Raw genomic sequence first — 18,249 nt, forward strand, 5'->3', positions numbered from 1 at the left:
AACAATTTGATATTCATTATTTTAACTATTTATTTCCGAAATTGCTATACAGTATTGCTGAAAGAATAATTTTTGTATGTTTGCGGACTAACAAAAAAAATACAATAAACAGCTATGGGATTGTTTAAACGAAATCCTTTTGGACATATTTTATTCATCAAGAAATGGTTAATCCGTGTCTTGGGAGCCATGACGCACCGAAGATACAGAGGTTTTAATGAATTGCAGATTGAAGGATCTGAAATCATTAAAACATTGCCGGATACAAATGTGCTGTTTATTTCGAATCACCAAACTTATTTTGCTGATGTTGTGGCGATGTTTCATGTCTTTAACGCAAGTTTAAGCGGACGTCAAGATACTATTAAGAACATTGGATATTTATGGCAACCTAAAATGAACATTTATTATGTTGCCGCAAAAGAAACCATGCAAGCAGGTTTGTTACCAAGAATTCTCGCTTACGTTGGAGCGATTACAGTTGAACGAACTTGGCGTGCAAAAGGAGTTGATGTTACTGAAAAAAGAGACGTTAACCCAAATGACACAGAAAACATCAAAATTGCCCTTAGCGATGGTTGGGTAATTACCTTCCCGCAAGGAACTACGAAGTCGTTTAAGCCAGTTCGTAAAGGAACTGCTCATATAATAAAGCAGCATAAACCAATTGTAATTCCTATTGTTATTGACGGTTTCCGCAGATCATTTGACAAAAAAGGTTTACGAATGAAGAAAAAAGGAATTCTGCAATCTTTCATCATCAAAGAACCTCTTGATATTGATTATGAAAATGATACAATCGAAGAAATTGTAGAAAAAGTAGAATACGCAATCGAGCAACATCCATCATTCTTAAAAGTTATCCCAGCTGAAGAAATCAAAGCACAAGAAGAACTGAACAGATTAAGACAATGGGAATACTAGGGATTTTAGATTTCTGATTTTAGATTGTTTTTGTTTCAAGTTTGCCTTGTCAGGCTGAGCGAAGTCGAAGCCCTGTCTAAACTTTGTCCCTTACATTTTAAGTTCATTTTCTGCAAAGATTAAAAAAAACTTAGCATCTTAGTATCTTAGTATCTCAGAACCTTAGCATCTTAATTTAGAAATCAATCTTCTTCAGCTCCTTATAATTTGCATATAATCTGCGTAATAAAGTTCCGTAAACTAATCGGTAAATGCACCAAAACATGCCGAACAATCCTAATATAATCAGAATCAAAATTCCGACAGTAAAGAATAATGCTTTTCCGTTTTCGGCTAATTTTTCTCTTAAAAATGCCATGTCAGGATTGTAAACAAAAGCGATGAAATAACTGATTATCGTAATAATAACAAGCATTCCAAGATTATACCATACATAATATTGAACTGTTTTTCGGGTTTTTAATATGGCACTCATCAAATTTTTTGTAGCAACAGTAGCCGAAATTGTTTTGTAGTTTTTGTAAAAAATAATAACAAAAATCAAAACTACAACGTAGTTGAAATAAGTTATAATATCAAGTGCAAGTACAATTTCGGGATGATTCATTTTATTTAATAAATCATCGGTATTGATAAATAAATTAGAAAAAGTCCAAAACGAAATTTCCAAAATGCTTATGATCAAAATCAACTTTACAATTGACGATGATTTTTTATGAATCATTTTGTAGATTTCTTTTTCAGAAATTTGCTCAAAAGAATCTGAGTTCTTTTTCCAGTCTTTTTTTAATAAATCCAGTTCTTTCATAATAATTTTTAAGGATTTAGTATCTTTTTAAGTTTCCCTTTAATTCGGTTCATTTTCACGCGCGCATTCACTTCGCTGATCCCTAGAGTTTCAGCTATTTCTTGATAATCTTTGTCTTCTAAATACATAAAAACTAATGCTTTCTCAATGTCATTAAGCTGGTAAACCGCTTTGTACATCAATTTGATCTGCTCTTCCTCTTCATAATTGTAATCGACATCTTTCACAAAATGCTGATGGCTTTCATATTCTACTGTCGATACGGTTCTTTTGGTTTTTCGGTATAGGGTAATTGCAGTATTTAAAGCAACACGATAAGTCCAGGTCGAAAATTTGCTGTCGCCTCTAAATTTAGGATAGGCTTTCCAGAGCTGAATGGTAATTTCCTGAAACAAATCTTTGTGAGCATCTTCGCCGGCAGTATATAATCTACAAATCTTGTGGATTATATTCTGATTTGCCTGCAATTGCGCAACAAATGACTGTTCTAGGTTTTCGCTCATATCAGTATTAGTAGTCGTGAAATGTTTTTTGTTACAGTTGAATCAAAAATTTCTTGTTTTATAATAATTAATCATCAAATCAATGAATTTGCTATAGCTTTCCATTCCGTCTTTCTGATTATTTGTTTTTAGGAAATTATCATAAAGAAAGTGAAAACCTTCGTCGATAAAAGTGTCATATTTTTTCCAGAAATCCTGACTTTCTTGATAGTTTTTCAAAATTCCGACATGAACTGTTTTCTTCAATTCATTAAAGATTTTTTCATTTTTGAATTGCCAAATTCCGAGACAATAACGCAAAGCAAAACTATAGCCAGAATATTGATAATAAGGATTTTTGTTTTTTACGGTTGCCAAAACTCCAATAAAATTGCATTCGTTTTCACTGGCAAAACCTATTTGATGCGCCATTTCGTGCGAACTTGTGATCGGGAAGTTATACATTGGCAACAAATCATTTACTTGAGCTTCATTTGTAAACGGATTCAAATAACCTCCAAATCCCATATAAGTCAAAGGAACGCTGAATAATGATTTTTTAACGCTCAAAATTTCATATTTAAAGTAAGGATGTTCTTTGGCTAGATTGTTATATCCGTTAATATTCATTTCAAAAACTTCTTTTTGAGAATACGGAAAAACCACTTTTGAACTAGCATTTTTTGTGATTTGAAACTGAATTTCATTGGTTTTTGAAATCAATCTTTTGGTAAAGGCCAAAAGATCAGCATCCGTGTATTCTCTTTTGATTTCCATTTTTTCAAATAATGGTTCTCGATAATAATTGAATGCCCAAAGCAGATGAAATAAGAAGTAATAAATAGAGATTTTGCCTAAGATTTTTAACAAATGATCTTTCCATTCGGATCTCCAAGTTTTTCTGATTCTCCAAAACCAACTGATTATCGAAAGAATCAAAATAGCATAAAAACAATCCCCAACAGAAAACGGAATTTTGCCCAAAACGCTTCGTGAAAAATGCGAAATTCGGACGTATAAATTATTGCTGTAAAAGCCTTCAACATAATCTGGAAAGTATGCGAGAATTTTTAAAAAGACGATTTGAATTAGTAAAAATAGGGGAAGAATGTATTTTCGTGTCACAGTTTTACGTTTTTATAAAAATAAGAATTAAAAGATAGTTTGTGTTATTTTTTGTAAATTTGTTATTCAAAATAAAGAAAAAATGACACAAATCACATTAAATATTCCAGATAACGAATTGTCATTCTTTATGCAGTTAATCGAAAAATTTAATTACGAAACTGTAATAAACGATTTTTCTGTAACTGATGAAATGAAAAATTTGTTAGATGAAAGAAGATCGACTGTAGAAAAAGATGATTTTCTTCCTTGGAATGAGGCGAAAAAGCAATTACGTTTTAGATCAGGAAAATGAGTTTTGAAGTTGTTATTGAGCCAAGGGCACTTGCCGATATTCAAGATGCAATTGATTATTATGAGTCTAAACAAGTTGGCTTAGGTGATTGTTTTTATCAAGTTGTTGATGATCATTTAAATACACTATCGATAAATCCATTTTTTGAAATTAAATATAAGGATTATCGTGGTCTTCCTACTAAGAATTTTCCATTTATTATCTTCTTTTTCATTGAAGAGAAACTGAAAACAGTATATGTTCTATCTGTTTTTAATACTTCATTGAATCCTTCAAAATACCCTATTTAAAAGAATTAGTTTCCGGTTTAAAGTTTTTTGTTCTACTTGGATAATTCAAGCTCTAATTTTAGAGCCATTATAATTTGTTCTAATTCGCATAATTCGTGGCGAAAAAAAAATATAAACTTTGTAACTTTGGAGCTCTTAATTGTTAAACGTCAAACAAAAATATATGAGTCAAGAAGTAAGAAATCTGGAACCAAAAGCACTTTGGAACAAATTCGCAGATTTAAATGCCGTTCCGCGTCCATCAAAGAAAGAAGAGCGTGTTATCGAGTTTATGAAAAATTTTGGAAACAGCTTAGGTTTAGAAACTTTTGAAGATGAAATCAGAAATGTAATCATTAGAAAACCTGCGACTCCAGGAATGGAAAACCGCAAGCCAATTGTAATGCAAGGACACCTTGACATGGTGCACCAAAAAAATGCAGATACTGTTTTTGATTTTGATACTCAAGGAATTGATATGTATGTCGATGGTGACTGGGTCCGTGCGCGTGGCACAACTCTTGGTGCTGACAACGGACTTGGAGTAGCGACTATTATGGCTATTTTGGAAAGCAAAGATATTCCGCATCCTGCAATCGAAGCTTTGTTTACAGTTGATGAAGAAACGGGAATGACGGGAGCTTTAAACTTAAAAGGAGGCATTTTGCAAGGTCAGATTTTGCTGAATCTAGATACTGAAGAAGATGACGAAATTGATATTGGATGCGCTGGCGGAATTGATGTAACTGCAACGAGAACGTATCATGAAGAAGAAGTTCCAGAAGGTTCTGTTGGTTATACCATAACAGTAAAAGGCTTAAACGGAGGACATTCAGGAATGGATATTCACAAAGGTTTAGGGAATGCCAATAAAATTATGAATCGTTTATTGTTTGATGCTTTTGAAAACTTTGGTTTGCAGGTTGTTGAAATCAATGGCGGAAGTTTAAGAAATGCGATTCCGAGAGAAAGTGTTGCCAAAGTAATTATTTCTCAAATGTTTGATGAGGCTTATGTTTATGACATGCAGGAAATTATTGCTGATATCAAAGCAGAATATAAAACAACTGAACCAAACTTAACGATTGAAATCGTAAAAGGCGATTTGCCTGAAAAAGTAATGGATTTAGGTGTTCAAGAAGGAATCATCAGAGCGATTTATGCAGCACATAATGGAGTTTACAGAATGAGTGCAGATATGGCTGATTTGGTTGAAACTTCAAATAATATTGCTAGAGTTGTTATTAAAGACGGAGAAATTTTAGTTGGATGTTTGACACGTTCGTCTGTAGAATCTTCAAAATTTGATTTGGCAAATTCGTTGCGTTCTGCATTTGAATTGGTTGGATGCGAGGTTGAGCTTTCAGGTTCTTATCCAGGATGGACACCAAATGTGAATTCTGAAATCTTAGAAGTTTTAAAAGAGATTTACGAAAAACAAAACGGAGAACAACCAAAAGTTGTTGCTTGCCATGCTGGTTTGGAATGTGGCATTTTAGGAACTAATTATCCAGATATGGATATGATTTCTTTTGGCCCGACTATTCACGGAGCGCATTCTCCAGACGAAAGAGCGAGTATTTCATCTGCTCAAAAATATTGGAAATTTGTATTGGAAATTCTTTCTAATATTCCGGTTAAATAAAAGTCTCAGTTTTCAGTTACAGTTTTCAGTTTCTTTTGAGGCTGAAAACTGCGACTGCGACTGAAAACTAATTAATCCTTTTTAAGAAAATTTTTCTTCTTTCTTCTTTTTTCTTTCTTCTTTTTTCTTTCTTTCTTCTTTTTTCTTTCTTCTTTTATCCGTTTTTGACTTAACAACCGTCACCGTCATTGCGAGGTGCGCGTTTATAAATTGTTTTATTGTTTTGTTCTACATAGTCAACGCTAATTATCGGATATGAATATTTTGGCGCTTGCGATACGCTATGACTTCGTATAATTATTTTGTCGTTTACTTTTAATGTTTTTAATTGGTCAAAACTATTGTTAAAATTCAAGACAGTATAATCTGATTTTTCTGTTCCAAAAGCAAGGATATAATCTTCTCCATTAATCTTGGCCATTATACCGAAACCTAATCTTGAGCCAGCCGGAAGAGAAAGAGAGGTTACAACTGCTTCCATATTGGTGTAATCCTTAATGGATTTGCTTATTTTAATTGCACTGGCATGTACTTTTTGACCTGCCGCAGATGCTTCCCATTTTTTGTACATTATGCCATCAGGTGTGGCTTCCCATTTTTTTAATGCAGCTTTTCTTTCTGCAACAGAGAGGGGTTTTGAGATTGTATTTTTAATGGGTTCATTTTTAATTCCGTGATTAGCAAATACCACTCCGCTTACCACAACCAATAATAAGATCAGCAAATAAATGATTTTTTTCATGTTTTTGTTGTTTTAATTAATACTCTAATTTTATCTCTTTTTAAAGTTTATGAAGCAAATTACTTTATTATTTTACGGATTGTGAACTTAAAATTGTAAATAAAAATGTAAACTTTGTAAATAAAAACTTGATACGATGTTTAATAGCAGAAATCTCCTTTCAGGAAAACGCAAATACGTGTTGGGATTATTATTTCTCTCCTTTATCTGTGTAATCTGTGCTGCTTTTAGCGGTAAGGATAGTGATGACTTTGATTATGCCAGAAGAGAAATTTTGCTCCGCAGAATTGGACATGAAATATTACTACAATCGGGTGATAGTATATCGAGAGTGCTACCTGTGAAAAAAATCGCAGAAAATGAATATCAGATTAGTTTTGAGAATGATTTTACTTTTCAACCGGACAGTTTAATAGCTACAACGAATCGTTTTTTAGACAAATCTTCGTTTGCCAATAATTATATAGTTAAGGTTTTGAACTGTAGCGATTCAAGTGTAGCTTATGGATATGCTATTTCCAAAAACAAGAAAGATGATATTGTAGCTTGTTTAGGAAGAAAGCAACCCAAAGCCTGCTATATGATTAATATAAAATTTGAAGCAGCAAACATAAATATAGTTAAGAATGGATATTTTTTGGCTAGCGTGTCCTTTTTAGGATTTTTAGGTTTTATTTTTTTTAGAACTTTTAAGCCGAAAAGGGTTTTGTGGCATACTGAACATAAAGACGCTATCGCTTTGGGCTCGGCGTTGTTTGATGCGGTAAACAAGAAACTTTTTATAAATGGAAAGACAATCGACCTGACCGGAACAGAAACCCGTTTACTGCTCATTTTTGCATTGTCTCCAAACCAGATTATAGAAAAAAAACGAATTCAGAAAGAAATATGGGAAGATGAAGGTGTTGTCGTGGGGCGTAGTCTGGATATGTTTATATCAAAACTTAGAAAAAAACTAGAATTTGATCCAAATCTAAAAATTGTTGTTGTACGCGGGAAAGGATATAAGCTTGAAATTGGTACATTGTAAAATGAAGGAAATATTTATTTGTTTTTCAATCTTAGTGCGACTAAAAACGTAACTACTTTTTTATTCAGGATTTTGGCGATAAATCTCAATTGAATCTTTTGCAAGTCTTTCTTTTATCCATAATTTTAGTTTTTCGCGATTCTCTGAACTTAAATCTTTTTTGGTTTGATAAAGAATAATCGGAATTACATTAGCATTTTCGCCACTTGTTTTGATGGTATAATTTCCAATTTCAAGCGAAGTGATTTCGGGAAATAATATTTTGCTTTCGGCGCTGATTTTTTCAGTGTTAAAATGATATTCAGATAACTGATTTCGTAGATTATTGATTATGATATCTTTTTGATCCACAATATTTTGATTGCTGTTGATTTGATTCATGATGTCTTTTCTCAAATTAACGGTGTCTTGCCGAATAATCAGTTTTGTGTTTGGCAGATTATAAGAAACAAGTTTTTTATTTAGACTATCAATTTCTTTTTCAGTAAACTTTTTGGTCAAAAATGCCAGTTCGATTCTTTTGGGATCAGTATTATACCGAATGTTTTTATAAATAATAGGGAAGTCGTTTTTGATAAATTCGTTCTGAATAAATACTTCTGTTCTCGAATTATAACTTTTCTGAATATAAAGCTGATATGCAAAATAGACACTTGGAACAATTAAAAACAATATAAGTATCGAAATACCATATTTAACTCTTTTTTCGCTTTTTACATCAAGTTGTTTAGCCACAGGATATTTTAAATATTTGACAATAACAAAAGTTGCAATGCAGATAAAAACGCAATTTATGGTGTATAGATATAAAGCGCCAAGAAAGTAAATATAATTTCCGAGAGCCAAACCATAACCAGCGGTACAAAGCGGAGGCATAAGCGCAGTTGCGATCGCGACGCCTGGAATTGGGTTTCCTTTTTCAACACGAGTTACGGCTATCACGCCAACTAATCCTCCAAAAAAAGCGATTAAAATATCATAGATATTAGGAGACGTTCGGGCTAATAATTCGGATTGGGCATCTTTAAACGGACTGATATAAAAATAAAAAGTCGATGTGCATAAACTGACAATTGTAGCAATCAATAAGTTTTTGATCGATTTTTTTAAAAGTTCAAAATCATACATTCCTAAACCAAAACCCGCTCCTACAATTGGCCCCATCAAAGGCGAAATCAACATTGCACCAATAATTACTGCCGTTGAGTTTACATTTAATCCAACTGAAGCAATTATAATGGCGCAGGCCAAAATCCAGATATTTGAACCTCTAAAAGATACAGCGCCCGTAATGTTTTCGATTACGAGTTTTTTGTTTTCTTCTCCTTTATGGAGGTCAATAAAATTTAGAATTTTTTGTGTAATATCAGCCATTTAGTCTTTTGATTAGAATAGAAATTGCTCGGAATGTCTAATTTAATCAAAAAAAGTGGTAAAATGGGCTATTTGGTTTTTTATAATTTCGTCGGTTTCATCATTTATCTCGCTTCGGGTTTGTGCTGACCGATTTTTGCAAAAGATGAATCTTTAGCTTAATTTATAATAAAGGTATATTGATTGTTGGAGTATCTTCTACATATTTCACATTAATGGCCTTGCCCGGTTTTAAATCAGGTGTTGAATGAAATATTTCTTTACCATAATATTCTTTTCCGTCAACGTAAAAAGAATATAGTACTAACCACGATTCTTGAACTTCATTCCCTCTAATAAAAAATCCATCCTGACGAACAATTTCTCTAATATTGGCTTGTGTAGTTAAGCTGTGTTTTCCACTAATTGTCTGCATTTTTTCTTCAGTTGATCTTCCACCATGAATATTTGATTGTAGAAAATTCATAGTTATAACTGTAATTATTGCACAAGTAGCAAAAGTCATTTTCCCATTATTAAACATGCTGACTCCATCTGGAGAAGCAAAAAAAGTTTTTAGGAAAAAATACAAAGGAATAAGGATTAAAAGGTAATTGGCAATAATGGAAAGCATACCATGAATTGGAGGAGAATTCTTGACTAAAAAATATGCTGCTGTAAATCCTAAAATTAAAAATAGTACGGCTAGTTTTTTCTTCATTTGTTTTTTGGTTTATAAAGATTTGGTTGAATTATTTGTTTTAGTAGCTATTGGAAGCTGGAGTTTTGTAAAATCCCATTAATTATTTTTATATAATTCAATTTTTCTTCCATCAATGTCTACAATTATAGCCATAAAACCATATTCTGTTTGTGTTGGAGGTAAAGAGAATACGACGTCTAATTCTATCAATTTTTGAATTGTCGCCTCAAAGTTGTCAATTCCAAATCCTAATCTAAGATTTTTGTCAGCTTCAATTTGACTTTTTGTCAAAGGATAAATTTCTAAAACTGTTTTTCCAATAGTTGCAGAATAATGAAATGGTGAATTTCCATGTTTATGATATTCAAATGTTAATCCAAATAAATTATAAATTTCAGAGAGTTTCTTCGTATCACTTGTTCTTAAAACTAATAAACGTATTTCCATGTTTTTTTTATAACCTTTTGCAAATGTTATGGCAGTACAACGGGTTTGAGACTAAATTGAGCTCTATTTTCTGATTTGACAAATATCATAAATAAGAAACAAAACCATCTTTCCATTAAGCCAATTACCCAAATCCGTTGTAATAGCTGTGTTTATTCTAACTCAGTTTTCTTTATTATATGAATTCCGCCAATACTATATGCAACATCAATAGGAATTGGTTTGTCTTTTAGTTGAAAATTTCCGTTTTTAAAAGGAGTAATTCTTTCGTCGATTAGAAAAAAGTAGTCTTCTCTGTTTGTCAATATATCTAGATTTTCATCTGTTAGTTCTACGGGTTCAACATATTCAACCACCTTAAGTTTATTTAATTCAGGAATCGTTATTTTTTGACCATTTATTTCGCAAACGCATTTCTCTCCAAGTCCCGGCATTCCAAACCAAGGCATTGCTTGCGCAATTTGCAATGAAATGTTTGAAGTATCGCCAACAAAAAGAAAGTTCTTAATTTCAAAAGTTTCAAATACTGGGGGCAATGATTTTTTAGGAAACGGTTCTTCGGCTTTCCAAAAGAACATAACTTTATTTAGCCATTCTTGATCGTTTGGGCCCGTACAAACTAAATTTTCAGTCCAATAGTGCATATATAGTTGGCTTGCTCGAAGTAAAATTGTCGATTTGTCAATACGTTCTCTTTGTTTTTCGGTTAATTGTCTAATGACTTTATATCCATAATTATCTCCTGTCGAAATAAATTTGTCGCCTTTTTCCAATTGAACAGTTTCGGTTTTTCCTAAATTTTGAGAATTGTCTTCTGTTTGTTTCTTTCCAAAAAGCTTGTCTAAAAATCCCATATTATATTTTGTGTAAAATGTTTTATTTTCTTCGTAGTTCCGTAATATTATGCCCGACGTTCTGGTAATAAAACGGGTTTGGGACTAAATTAAGCCCATTCTTCGGGTTTGACAAATCATTCCAAATACAAAACCATCTTTCCATTTAGGCAATTGCACAAATCCGTTGTAGTAGCTGTTGTGTGATGTATATTTAATTCGAAATGTTATTGATAACCATATATAGGTTCTCTCTTATCTTCGATTACTTTTTTTAAAAACAAGAAATATCCATTCTTTTCAATTTTGGTCAACTGATATATCGCTTTAACTCTGAATCTTTGTTCAGCTTCATATTTACCAGTAAATTCGATGACATATTCATCATTGCTTTTTGAATAAAATTTTGAATTCTTTAAAGTTATAATTCCATTTCCACAATCATAACGTTCAGTTAAATCTTTAAACTCAATTTCCCCATTTTTTTTAAAATTGAATTCATATAATACAAAATCATTTATTGGCTTTACTTTGGTTAAACCAAATCCTTGTTTCGCAAAAAATGTAAAATTTTCAACATAATATCGCCCTGATAATTTTTCATTTGTTTGACTAAGTTTAAGAACGTCTTTTTTAACTAGATTTTTAAGGGTCTGTTTTATTTGTTTAGATTCTTTATTAGTCCTTTCAATATTTTTATTATTGTTGCAACTTAAAAAAAGCATCAATATCATTATAAAAAAGAGATGTTTTGTAATCTTCATTTTTCGGATCTTTTTTTTAGCGTATTTTTAGGTTATATATCATACATTTTGGTGTTTTGAGTGGCTAGGGACTTAATGACAGAGTGTTTTACGCTGAACGGAATTATAATTAAAAACGCTAATTCCATTAAATTCCCAGTCACTTTTAAACGCCTGTTGTATGCAGCCTATTTTAGTTTAGAGTTTTAATAATAACTTTTGTACTTCTCATAAAATATCTCATAGATATATCATGGTTTTCTAGTGTATTTTGTAAACTTTGATTTATCAATACAATGTTTCCATACCAATAAGATGCGTCAATAGAATGTTGGATCAATTTTCTTGCGGATGGAATAGCTCCATATTTACTATTTAGTAAAATAAATTTTTTCGATAAATATTCATTAACTGTTTGACCATGGTCTATATTTTGTTGGCTTGCCCATAAATCAACTATCGATTTTACTTCTGTTAGGAATTGTTTCTCATCTGGTTTAGTAGTAGGATCATTTAATTGTGTCAGCAGTTCTGTAAATAAAATACGCATGTCTCTCAGATGATTTCCCATTATTTCATTCATTCTATTTATTTCTTCTTGAGCAAGCTTCATAGACTCATAGATACTATTTTCCCAGAATTCAATGTTTGCCATGTTTTCCCATACTTTTATAAAGCATTTATTTCGCAATCTTTTTTCTTTATTCCAGTAAAAAATATTTTCAAAACCCGAAAAAAAACATTCAAAAGAATCTTTGTGAGTCATTGAATTAAGAATAGCAATTTGAAAAAATTGAATTTTGCCAATTGGAACCGCACTAAATGTTTTGATATTTAAGTGGCCCAATTGGATTTTTATAACTTCGCGTCTTTTTTTTAACGAAGCAATTAAGGTTTCAAGGTTTTTTATAAAGAGTTTTCTATTTGCTTTTCTGAGGTAATAGTTATTTATAGCTTTTCCACATGAAGAAAAGGCATAACCTAAACCAAAAACGATAATTGTTATAATTATTGTTGCTGACGTATTACTGTCAATTTGAAATAGGTTTTCAATTAATTTTTGAATATTCATTTTTTCGACTTTGTTGGTACGTTTAGTTTTGGTTGCATACAACTAGTATACATATCTAACAAAACCAGACTTAGCACCCTTAAAATAGGCAGCTTTGTCTAATAAGTATCAGTGTTTTGTTATTTTATAAAACTCAAATATAGAATATTTGTCTTATAAGTCATCATAACAACTTTTAATTTGTCGAATACTTTTTGTGCTAAAGTTTATAAATCCCTAAGGTTTATCTTATGTCAAAAAAATCAAAAATCCCTGACCGCTTTTAGCAATCAGGGATTATTTTTATATATTGTTCAATGTTAGTGCAACTGAAAACTGCGACTGAATACTTTAATTACGTTTCAAAACTTTATACTGCTCGTAACAACCACTAATAGCATCTAGAATCTGCAAGTCATTTGCCTGCTGAACAAAGGATTCCGAGTAGTTGCAACGCTGTAAAATCTCCGGAATTTCTTCTTTCGTAATTCCTAAAAGTAGGGCAAGAGTTTCGCGGTCGTATTTGGTTTCAAGAAGATTTCGGATGGTGTCATCTTTCTTCATGTCCTTGAGTTTCCTGAGTTCTTTTCCATTTTTTCCAAAGAAATTATAGAGCATATCGGCGGGGTTGAAAATAGAACCCAATACTTTTCCAAATGCATTTGGAGCATATTCACCGGCTTCATAACCTTGAGTAAGTCCAGAAATACTATAACGATAGTTTTCCTTAGTCGGAATTAATTTTGAGTCGATTTCAAGATATCCAGTCAAGCTGAAAGGAGCGATCACGACTTCCTCAAGTGCAATTGCTTTTTCTGTAAGCTGGATTCTTGTGATTTTGTTTTTGATCCAGTCATTGGTAACTCTAATACGTAATGATTGGAATCCCAGAATAGAGAATTGCAGTGTGTCATTTTGCTGAACATCAATTTCAAAATAACCTTTAGCATCAGACTTTGCGCCTAATACTTTGTTCTTGTTGATAATATTTACATTGGGAAGAGGCTGTTTGGTATTATCATTAAAGATGAAACCTGAAACTCTTTGAGGAGCTGTTGATTCTGTATCTTGGGCAAAACCAATACTCGTGAATAATATAAAAAAGAAAACTGCGAAATATTTCATATCCTGATTTAAAGCACTAAAAGTAGTAAATAGGGATTAAATATTTTACTGTCTTGGAATATAATTATAAGAAAATTAACAAAGCAAAAAAGTATTGCTTTTAGTATTTAACTAAAAAGTGGCAAAGAGTAAGATTCATGGCATAAAAAAATCCCAAATTCCAATTATTTCTGGAATTTGGGATTTTGTATTTTAAGATCTTAAAAAATTAATCTCTTCTTGGTCTTCTTGGTCTTGACGAATCGCCGAAGCTTTCAGAACGTCTTGGAGCTCTATCAGAACCACCTTCGTTTCTTCTGAAACCACCTTCTCTTGGAGCAGAATTTCTTTCTCCTCTGAATCCGCCTCTGTCAGAACCACCTTCACGTCTAGATGAAGAGTTTCTTTCTCCTCTAAATCCGCCTCTGTCAGAACCTCCTTCACGTCTTGGAGCAAAGTTTCCTTCTCTTCTTCCAGAATCACGTCTTCCTCCGCGGTTGTTGTGATCGCGTCTTCCTCCACCGTCATTTTTAGAAATCTCAACATTGATACGACGTCCTTCTAACTGCGTATTGTTCAAGACATCCATTACTTTGTCAGTATGTTCAGGATCAGTATTAAAGAAAGAGAAACCTTCTTTTACATCAACTTTGAAAACATCATCACGACCTAAGTCTAATGTTTCTTTCAAGTAATCTTTAAGAGACATCCAATCGAAATTATCTCTAGAACCAATGTTTACGAAATAACGAACTGCTCCATTATTGCTAAATTCTCTTGGCTCAGAATCACCTCTTTCACGTCTTTCTCCAGAAGATTGAGCTGAGATATCTCTATTCTTTTTGTAGTACGTGATGAATCGGTTGAATTCTACAGAAACCATTTTCTTAATCAATTCTTCTTTAGATAAATCTTCAAGAACATTATTGATTGCTGGCAAGTAGTTGTCAATTTCGTGATCAACCTCAGTATCTTTGATTTTGTTTGCTAGGTGCAATAATTGAATTTCGCAGATTTCAATTCCAGATGGAATCGTTTTTTCAACGAATTTTTGTTTGATGATTCTTTCGATAGAAGAAATTTTACGCAACTCGCTTTTTGTAACAATTACAATAGAAGTTCCTAATTTTCCAGCTCTACCAGTACGTCCAGAACGGTGGTTGTATGTTTCGATTTCATCAGGCAATTGGTAGTTTACAACGTGTGTTACGTTATCAACATCAATACCACGTGCAGCAACGTCAGTAGCAACAAGCATCTGAATTTGTCTTCCACGGAACGATTTCATTACACCATCACGTTGCGCTTGAGATAAATCTCCGTGTAACGCAGCGGCACTATATCCATCTTCAATTAATTTTTCAGCTACAGCTTGTGTATCTCTTTTTGTACGACAGAAAACTACAGAAAAAATATCTGGATTTGCATCTGCTAAACGTTTTAGAGCTTCGTAACGATCACGAGCATTCACTAAGTAAAATTCGTGAGAAACCGTTGCAGAACCTGAGTTCTTAGCGCCAACAGTAATTTCAACCGGTTCGCTCATGAATTGTTTTGCAATTCTAGCAACTTCTTGTGGCATAGTTGCAGAGAACAACCATGTGCTTTTTTCGTCTGGAGTATCTGATAAAATAGAGCAGATATCATCATAAAATCCCATGTTCAACATTTCGTCAGCCTCATCAAGAACACAGTAATCTATGTTTTTAATGTTTACCAAGCCTCTGTTGATCATGTCTTGCATTCTTCCTGGAGTAGCCACAATAATTTGTGCTCCTCTTTTAATTTCTCTCGCTTGCTCTGTAATACTAGCTCCTCCGTAAACTGCTACCACATTAATACCTTTTTCGTATTTTGAGTAGTTTTTAAGTTCGTTAGTAATCTGTAAACAAAGCTCCCTTGTTGGCGATAAAACTAATGCCTGTGTATTTCTGTTGTCAGCATCAATTTTTTGGATTAACGGAAAACCGAAAGCTGCCGTTTTCCCTGTCCCTGTCTGAGCCAACGCAACCATATCCGTGTCTTTTTCCAATAATAGGGGAATCGCCTTTTCCTGTACCTCTGACGGATTTTCAAATCCTAGATCTAAAATCGCCTTCAGTAACGATTCATTTAATCCTAATTGTTCAAATTTGTTCATATGTATTTTTAAAATAGGGTGCAAAATTACTGTTAATTATTCAGATATGCTAATGCTATTTCAAGAATTATGCATTTGTTATGATTTGATTATCAAAAAGTTATGTTTAGTGTGAAATGATTTTTTTTGAAGATTGAAGAATTTTCGGAAAAAACACGTCGTGAAATATAAATTTTAGCTTCTAAAATGTTGTATTTTAAACAATTATTTTATGGAGTTCAGAAAATCAATAAGTTGCTGCGTTGCTTTTCCGCGATGGCCAATTTTATTTTTGATTTCCAAAGGTAATTCGGCAAAAGTTTCATTATAATTTTCGGGCTTGAAAATTGGATCGTAACCAAAGCCTTGATTGCCAGTTTTATGTAGCGTGATTTCTCCTTTTGCAATTCCGGTAAAAAGATGCTGTTCGCCATTTAAGTTCAAAGCAATAACGGTCTTGAACTGTGCGCTGCGGTCTTGTTTGTCTTTTAAAGCGTCTAAAAGCTTGTTCATATTGTCATCGGCGTTTTTTTGTTCACTCGCATATCGCGCTGAATAAACTCCCGGTTCTCCATTTAAGGCGTGAACTTCTAATCCAGTATCATCGGCAAAACAATCGTAACCATATTTTTCGGTTACATAATTGGCTTTCAAAATGGCATTTCCTTCAATTGTATCGGCGGTTTCCGGAATATCTTTAAGACAGCCAATATCTTCTAAACTTAATAATTGTATAGATCCTTTTAAAATGCTTTGGATCTCTTTGATTTTGTTTTTATTGTTTGATGCGAAAACGAGTTTCATAATGGGTATATTTTAAAATGATTTTTTCGATAAAAAAGATGAAAAGTATTCCTGCGGTATAAGCAAGAATGTCCGACCATAAAAAGCCTTGGCCCAAAACATATCTTCCAAAAAGTGTTTTTCTCAGTTCAATAATCCAAGGAGCTTGATAAAGCTGTAAAAATTCAATTCCATAGCAAATTACTAATGAAAGAATAAAGATGTAAGTTGCTTTTTTATTGAAATATACAATTCTAACAAGGAAATAAATCATCACAGCATATAGGAAATCGCCAATCCATAATGGAATCAGTGAAATTTTCCTTGAAAGAATTCCGAGAAGGATAACTGACAAGAATAGAAGGAGATATTGGATTCTGGTTTTGTTCAATTTTATTTTAGATTTTACCCTTAAAGCAAAACTACAATTAATCTTTCATTTTTTAGAACCGGTTATTCTCTTTGTCAAAGTTTCAAACTTTGACAAAGAAGACCTACGAAAGAGTAAAATTGTACATTTTTGGTTAGTAAGAAATACAAAGATTCGGATAGGTTTACTTTATTTTATAAATTTATCGATTCAATAAACTATACCTCAAAAAATAACCACATGAATGCAAAATTTTTTACTCTGGTTGCGGCTTTGTGCTTGCTTGGAAATCAGGGTTATTCTCAAAAAGACAATTCGTTTAATATTAAAAAACAACTTGATTACTGTGCAGAGCAGGCTTCAAAGACATTAAAAGTGATTCCGGATGACGGAACATCTCCAAGAACAGTTCCGAATGGGAGTAAAGAATGGAAATTTGTTGGTTATAAAGATTGGACAAGCGGTTTCTGGCCAGGTGAATTATGGTACTTATACGAAGCAACCGGCGATAAGAAATGGGAAAAAGAAGCCGACAAATTCAGCCGATTTTTAACTCCTTTATCAGTAACCAAAGCGGCGGATCATGATTTGGGTTTCCAGATTTTTAATAGCTTCGGAAATGGATATCGTTTGACCAAAAACAAAGAATACAAAGAAATTATTCTGAAAACGGCCGATACATTGGCAACGCTTTTTAATCCAAAAGTGGGAACGATTCAATCTTGGCCTCATAATAAAATGGGCGGTCATAATACTATTATTGATAATATGATGAATTTGGAGTTGTTGTTTTGGGCTTCAAAAAATGGAGGAAGTAAAAAATTATATGACATTGCTGTAAAACACGCCGAAACTACAATGGCAAATCATTTTAGGCCAGACAATACATCGTATCATGTTATAATTTACGATTATGAAACTGGTAAAAAAATAAAAGGCAGAACTGCGCAAGGATATAGTGATGATAGCATGTGGGCGCGTGGCCAAGCTTGGGCTATTTATGGTTTTACCATGACGTACAGGGAAACTAAAGATCCTAAATTTTTGGATTTTGCTCATAAAGTGACTCGCGTTTACTTGGATAAATTAACAACAGAAGACTTGATTCCATACTGGGATTTTAATGCGCCAGATATTCCAAATGCACCTCGTGATGCATCTGCGGCCGCGATTGTTTCGTCGGCTCTTTTGGAATTGAGTTCTTATACAAAAGATAAGAATCTGAAAAAAGAATATTTGACAAAAGCTAAGAAAATGATCGTTTCTCTTTCAAATAATTATCAAAGCCGTGATGTCAATTCGGCATTTTTGCTTCATGCAACTGGTCATAAACCAGCTGGAAGCGAAATAGATTGTTCTATAAATTATGCTGATTATTATTATCTTGAAGCACTTTTAAGACTTCAAAAAATAAAATAATTAA

Annotated in this window: 20 protein-coding genes; 6 read left to right on the forward strand and 14 right to left on the reverse strand. The window is 32.7% G+C overall.

Going from position 1 to position 18,249, the window contains the following annotated elements; genetic code table 11:
* Window positions 1-114: 114 nt before the first annotated feature.
* Window positions 115-924 carry a lysophospholipid acyltransferase family protein gene (locus tag SCB73_RS13665; protein WP_320566776.1) on the forward strand — a complete coding sequence of 270 codons (810 nt, stop codon included), beginning with the start codon at window positions 115-117 and terminating at the stop codon, window positions 922-924.
* Between the two features lie 175 nt (window positions 925-1,099).
* Here SCB73_RS13665 and SCB73_RS13670 read toward each other — a convergent pair whose 3' ends face one another.
* Genes SCB73_RS13670 through SCB73_RS13680 form a run of 3 tightly spaced genes read right to left on the reverse strand, consistent with a single transcriptional unit; the run spans window position 1,100 to window position 3,339 of the window.
* On the reverse strand, window positions 1,100-1,732 hold the full coding sequence (locus SCB73_RS13670; protein ID WP_320566777.1) for a hypothetical protein: 633 nt from the start codon (window positions 1,730-1,732) through the stop codon (window positions 1,100-1,102).
* Window positions 1,733-1,740: 8 nt separating this feature from the next.
* On the reverse strand, window positions 1,741-2,235 hold the full coding sequence (locus tag SCB73_RS13675; RefSeq protein WP_068843197.1) for an RNA polymerase sigma factor: 495 nt from the start codon (window positions 2,233-2,235) through the stop codon (window positions 1,741-1,743).
* A 42-nt stretch (window positions 2,236-2,277) separates the two neighbouring features.
* Window positions 2,278-3,339, reverse strand: coding sequence for a DUF3810 domain-containing protein (locus tag SCB73_RS13680; RefSeq protein ID WP_320566778.1), 1,062 nt, complete (start codon window positions 3,337-3,339; stop codon window positions 2,278-2,280).
* Between the two features lie 82 nt (window positions 3,340-3,421).
* On the opposite strand from SCB73_RS13680, the gene SCB73_RS13685 reads away from it, so the two are divergent.
* From SCB73_RS13685 to SCB73_RS13695, 3 genes are all read left to right on the forward strand, one after another.
* Window positions 3,422-3,634 (forward strand): hypothetical protein, encoded by a 213-nt coding sequence (locus SCB73_RS13685; RefSeq protein WP_320566779.1) that lies wholly within the window; start codon window positions 3,422-3,424, stop codon window positions 3,632-3,634.
* Entirely contained in the window at window positions 3,631-3,924 is a 294-nt protein-coding gene (locus tag SCB73_RS13690; RefSeq protein ID WP_320566780.1) for a type II toxin-antitoxin system RelE/ParE family toxin, read from the forward strand. The genes SCB73_RS13685 and SCB73_RS13690 overlap by 4 nt, the downstream gene beginning before the upstream one ends.
* A 163-nt stretch (window positions 3,925-4,087) precedes the next feature.
* A complete protein-coding gene (locus SCB73_RS13695) occupies window positions 4,088-5,548 on the forward strand; it encodes an aminoacyl-histidine dipeptidase (protein ID WP_320566781.1) in 1,461 nt (486 codons plus the stop codon).
* A 169-nt stretch (window positions 5,549-5,717) separates the two neighbouring features.
* Here the strand turns inward: SCB73_RS13695 and SCB73_RS13700 are convergent, their stop codons facing one another.
* Window positions 5,718-6,290 carry a hypothetical protein gene (locus SCB73_RS13700; protein WP_320566782.1) on the reverse strand — a complete coding sequence of 191 codons (573 nt, stop codon included), beginning with the start codon at window positions 6,288-6,290 and terminating at the stop codon, window positions 5,718-5,720.
* Window positions 6,291-6,426: 136 nt separating this feature from the next.
* Between SCB73_RS13700 and SCB73_RS13705 the strand changes: the two genes are divergently transcribed.
* Window positions 6,427-7,320, forward strand: a complete 894-nt coding sequence (locus SCB73_RS13705) for a winged helix-turn-helix domain-containing protein (RefSeq protein ID WP_320566783.1) — start codon at window positions 6,427-6,429, stop codon at window positions 7,318-7,320.
* Between the two features lie 60 nt (window positions 7,321-7,380).
* Here SCB73_RS13705 and SCB73_RS13710 read toward each other — a convergent pair whose 3' ends face one another.
* From SCB73_RS13710 to SCB73_RS13755, 10 genes are all read right to left on the reverse strand, one after another.
* Window positions 7,381-8,694, reverse strand: a complete 1,314-nt coding sequence (locus SCB73_RS13710) for a DUF389 domain-containing protein (protein WP_320566784.1) — start codon at window positions 8,692-8,694, stop codon at window positions 7,381-7,383.
* Window positions 8,695-8,857: 163 nt separating this feature from the next.
* Window positions 8,858-9,394, reverse strand: a complete 537-nt coding sequence (locus tag SCB73_RS13715; RefSeq protein WP_320566785.1) for a hypothetical protein — start codon at window positions 9,392-9,394, stop codon at window positions 8,858-8,860.
* A gap of 78 nt (window positions 9,395-9,472) precedes the next feature.
* A complete protein-coding gene (locus tag SCB73_RS13720; protein ID WP_320566786.1) occupies window positions 9,473-9,823 on the reverse strand; it encodes a VOC family protein in 351 nt (116 codons plus the stop codon).
* Between the two features lie 152 nt (window positions 9,824-9,975).
* Window positions 9,976-10,677, reverse strand: coding sequence for a hypothetical protein (locus SCB73_RS13725; protein WP_320566787.1), 702 nt, complete (start codon window positions 10,675-10,677; stop codon window positions 9,976-9,978).
* A gap of 206 nt (window positions 10,678-10,883) precedes the next feature.
* On the reverse strand, window positions 10,884-11,420 hold the full coding sequence (locus SCB73_RS13730) for a hypothetical protein (protein WP_320566788.1): 537 nt from the start codon (window positions 11,418-11,420) through the stop codon (window positions 10,884-10,886).
* Window positions 11,421-11,592: 172 nt separating this feature from the next.
* The gene (locus SCB73_RS13735) at window positions 11,593-12,471 is read right to left on the reverse strand and encodes a hypothetical protein (RefSeq protein ID WP_320566789.1); all 879 of its coding nucleotides are present in this window, start codon (window positions 12,469-12,471) and stop codon (window positions 11,593-11,595) included.
* 330 nt (window positions 12,472-12,801) lie between these two features.
* Entirely contained in the window at window positions 12,802-13,575 is a 774-nt protein-coding gene (locus tag SCB73_RS13740; RefSeq protein WP_320566790.1) for a carboxypeptidase-like regulatory domain-containing protein, read from the reverse strand.
* A 208-nt stretch (window positions 13,576-13,783) separates the two neighbouring features.
* Window positions 13,784-15,694, reverse strand: coding sequence for a DEAD/DEAH box helicase (locus tag SCB73_RS13745; RefSeq protein WP_320566791.1), 1,911 nt, complete (start codon window positions 15,692-15,694; stop codon window positions 13,784-13,786).
* 204 nt (window positions 15,695-15,898) lie between these two features.
* Window positions 15,899-16,477: a non-canonical purine NTP diphosphatase gene (locus tag SCB73_RS13750; RefSeq protein ID WP_320566792.1), complete on the reverse strand. Its 579-nt coding sequence runs from the start codon at window positions 16,475-16,477 to the stop codon at window positions 15,899-15,901.
* Window positions 16,449-16,847 (reverse strand): ribosomal maturation YjgA family protein, encoded by a 399-nt coding sequence (locus SCB73_RS13755; protein ID WP_320566793.1) that lies wholly within the window; start codon window positions 16,845-16,847, stop codon window positions 16,449-16,451. Before SCB73_RS13755 ends, SCB73_RS13750 begins: the two co-directional genes overlap by 29 nt.
* A 219-nt stretch (window positions 16,848-17,066) precedes the next feature.
* On the opposite strand from SCB73_RS13755, the gene SCB73_RS13760 reads away from it, so the two are divergent.
* Complete coding sequence (locus SCB73_RS13760; protein ID WP_320566794.1) at window positions 17,067-18,245, forward strand: glycoside hydrolase family 88 protein; 1,179 nt, start codon at window positions 17,067-17,069, stop codon at window positions 18,243-18,245.
* The last annotated feature ends 4 nt before the right edge of the window (window positions 18,246-18,249 follow it).

The sequence above is a fragment of the Flavobacterium sp. KACC 22761 genome (assembly GCF_034058155.1).
Classification (GTDB): domain Bacteria; phylum Bacteroidota; class Bacteroidia; order Flavobacteriales; family Flavobacteriaceae; genus Flavobacterium.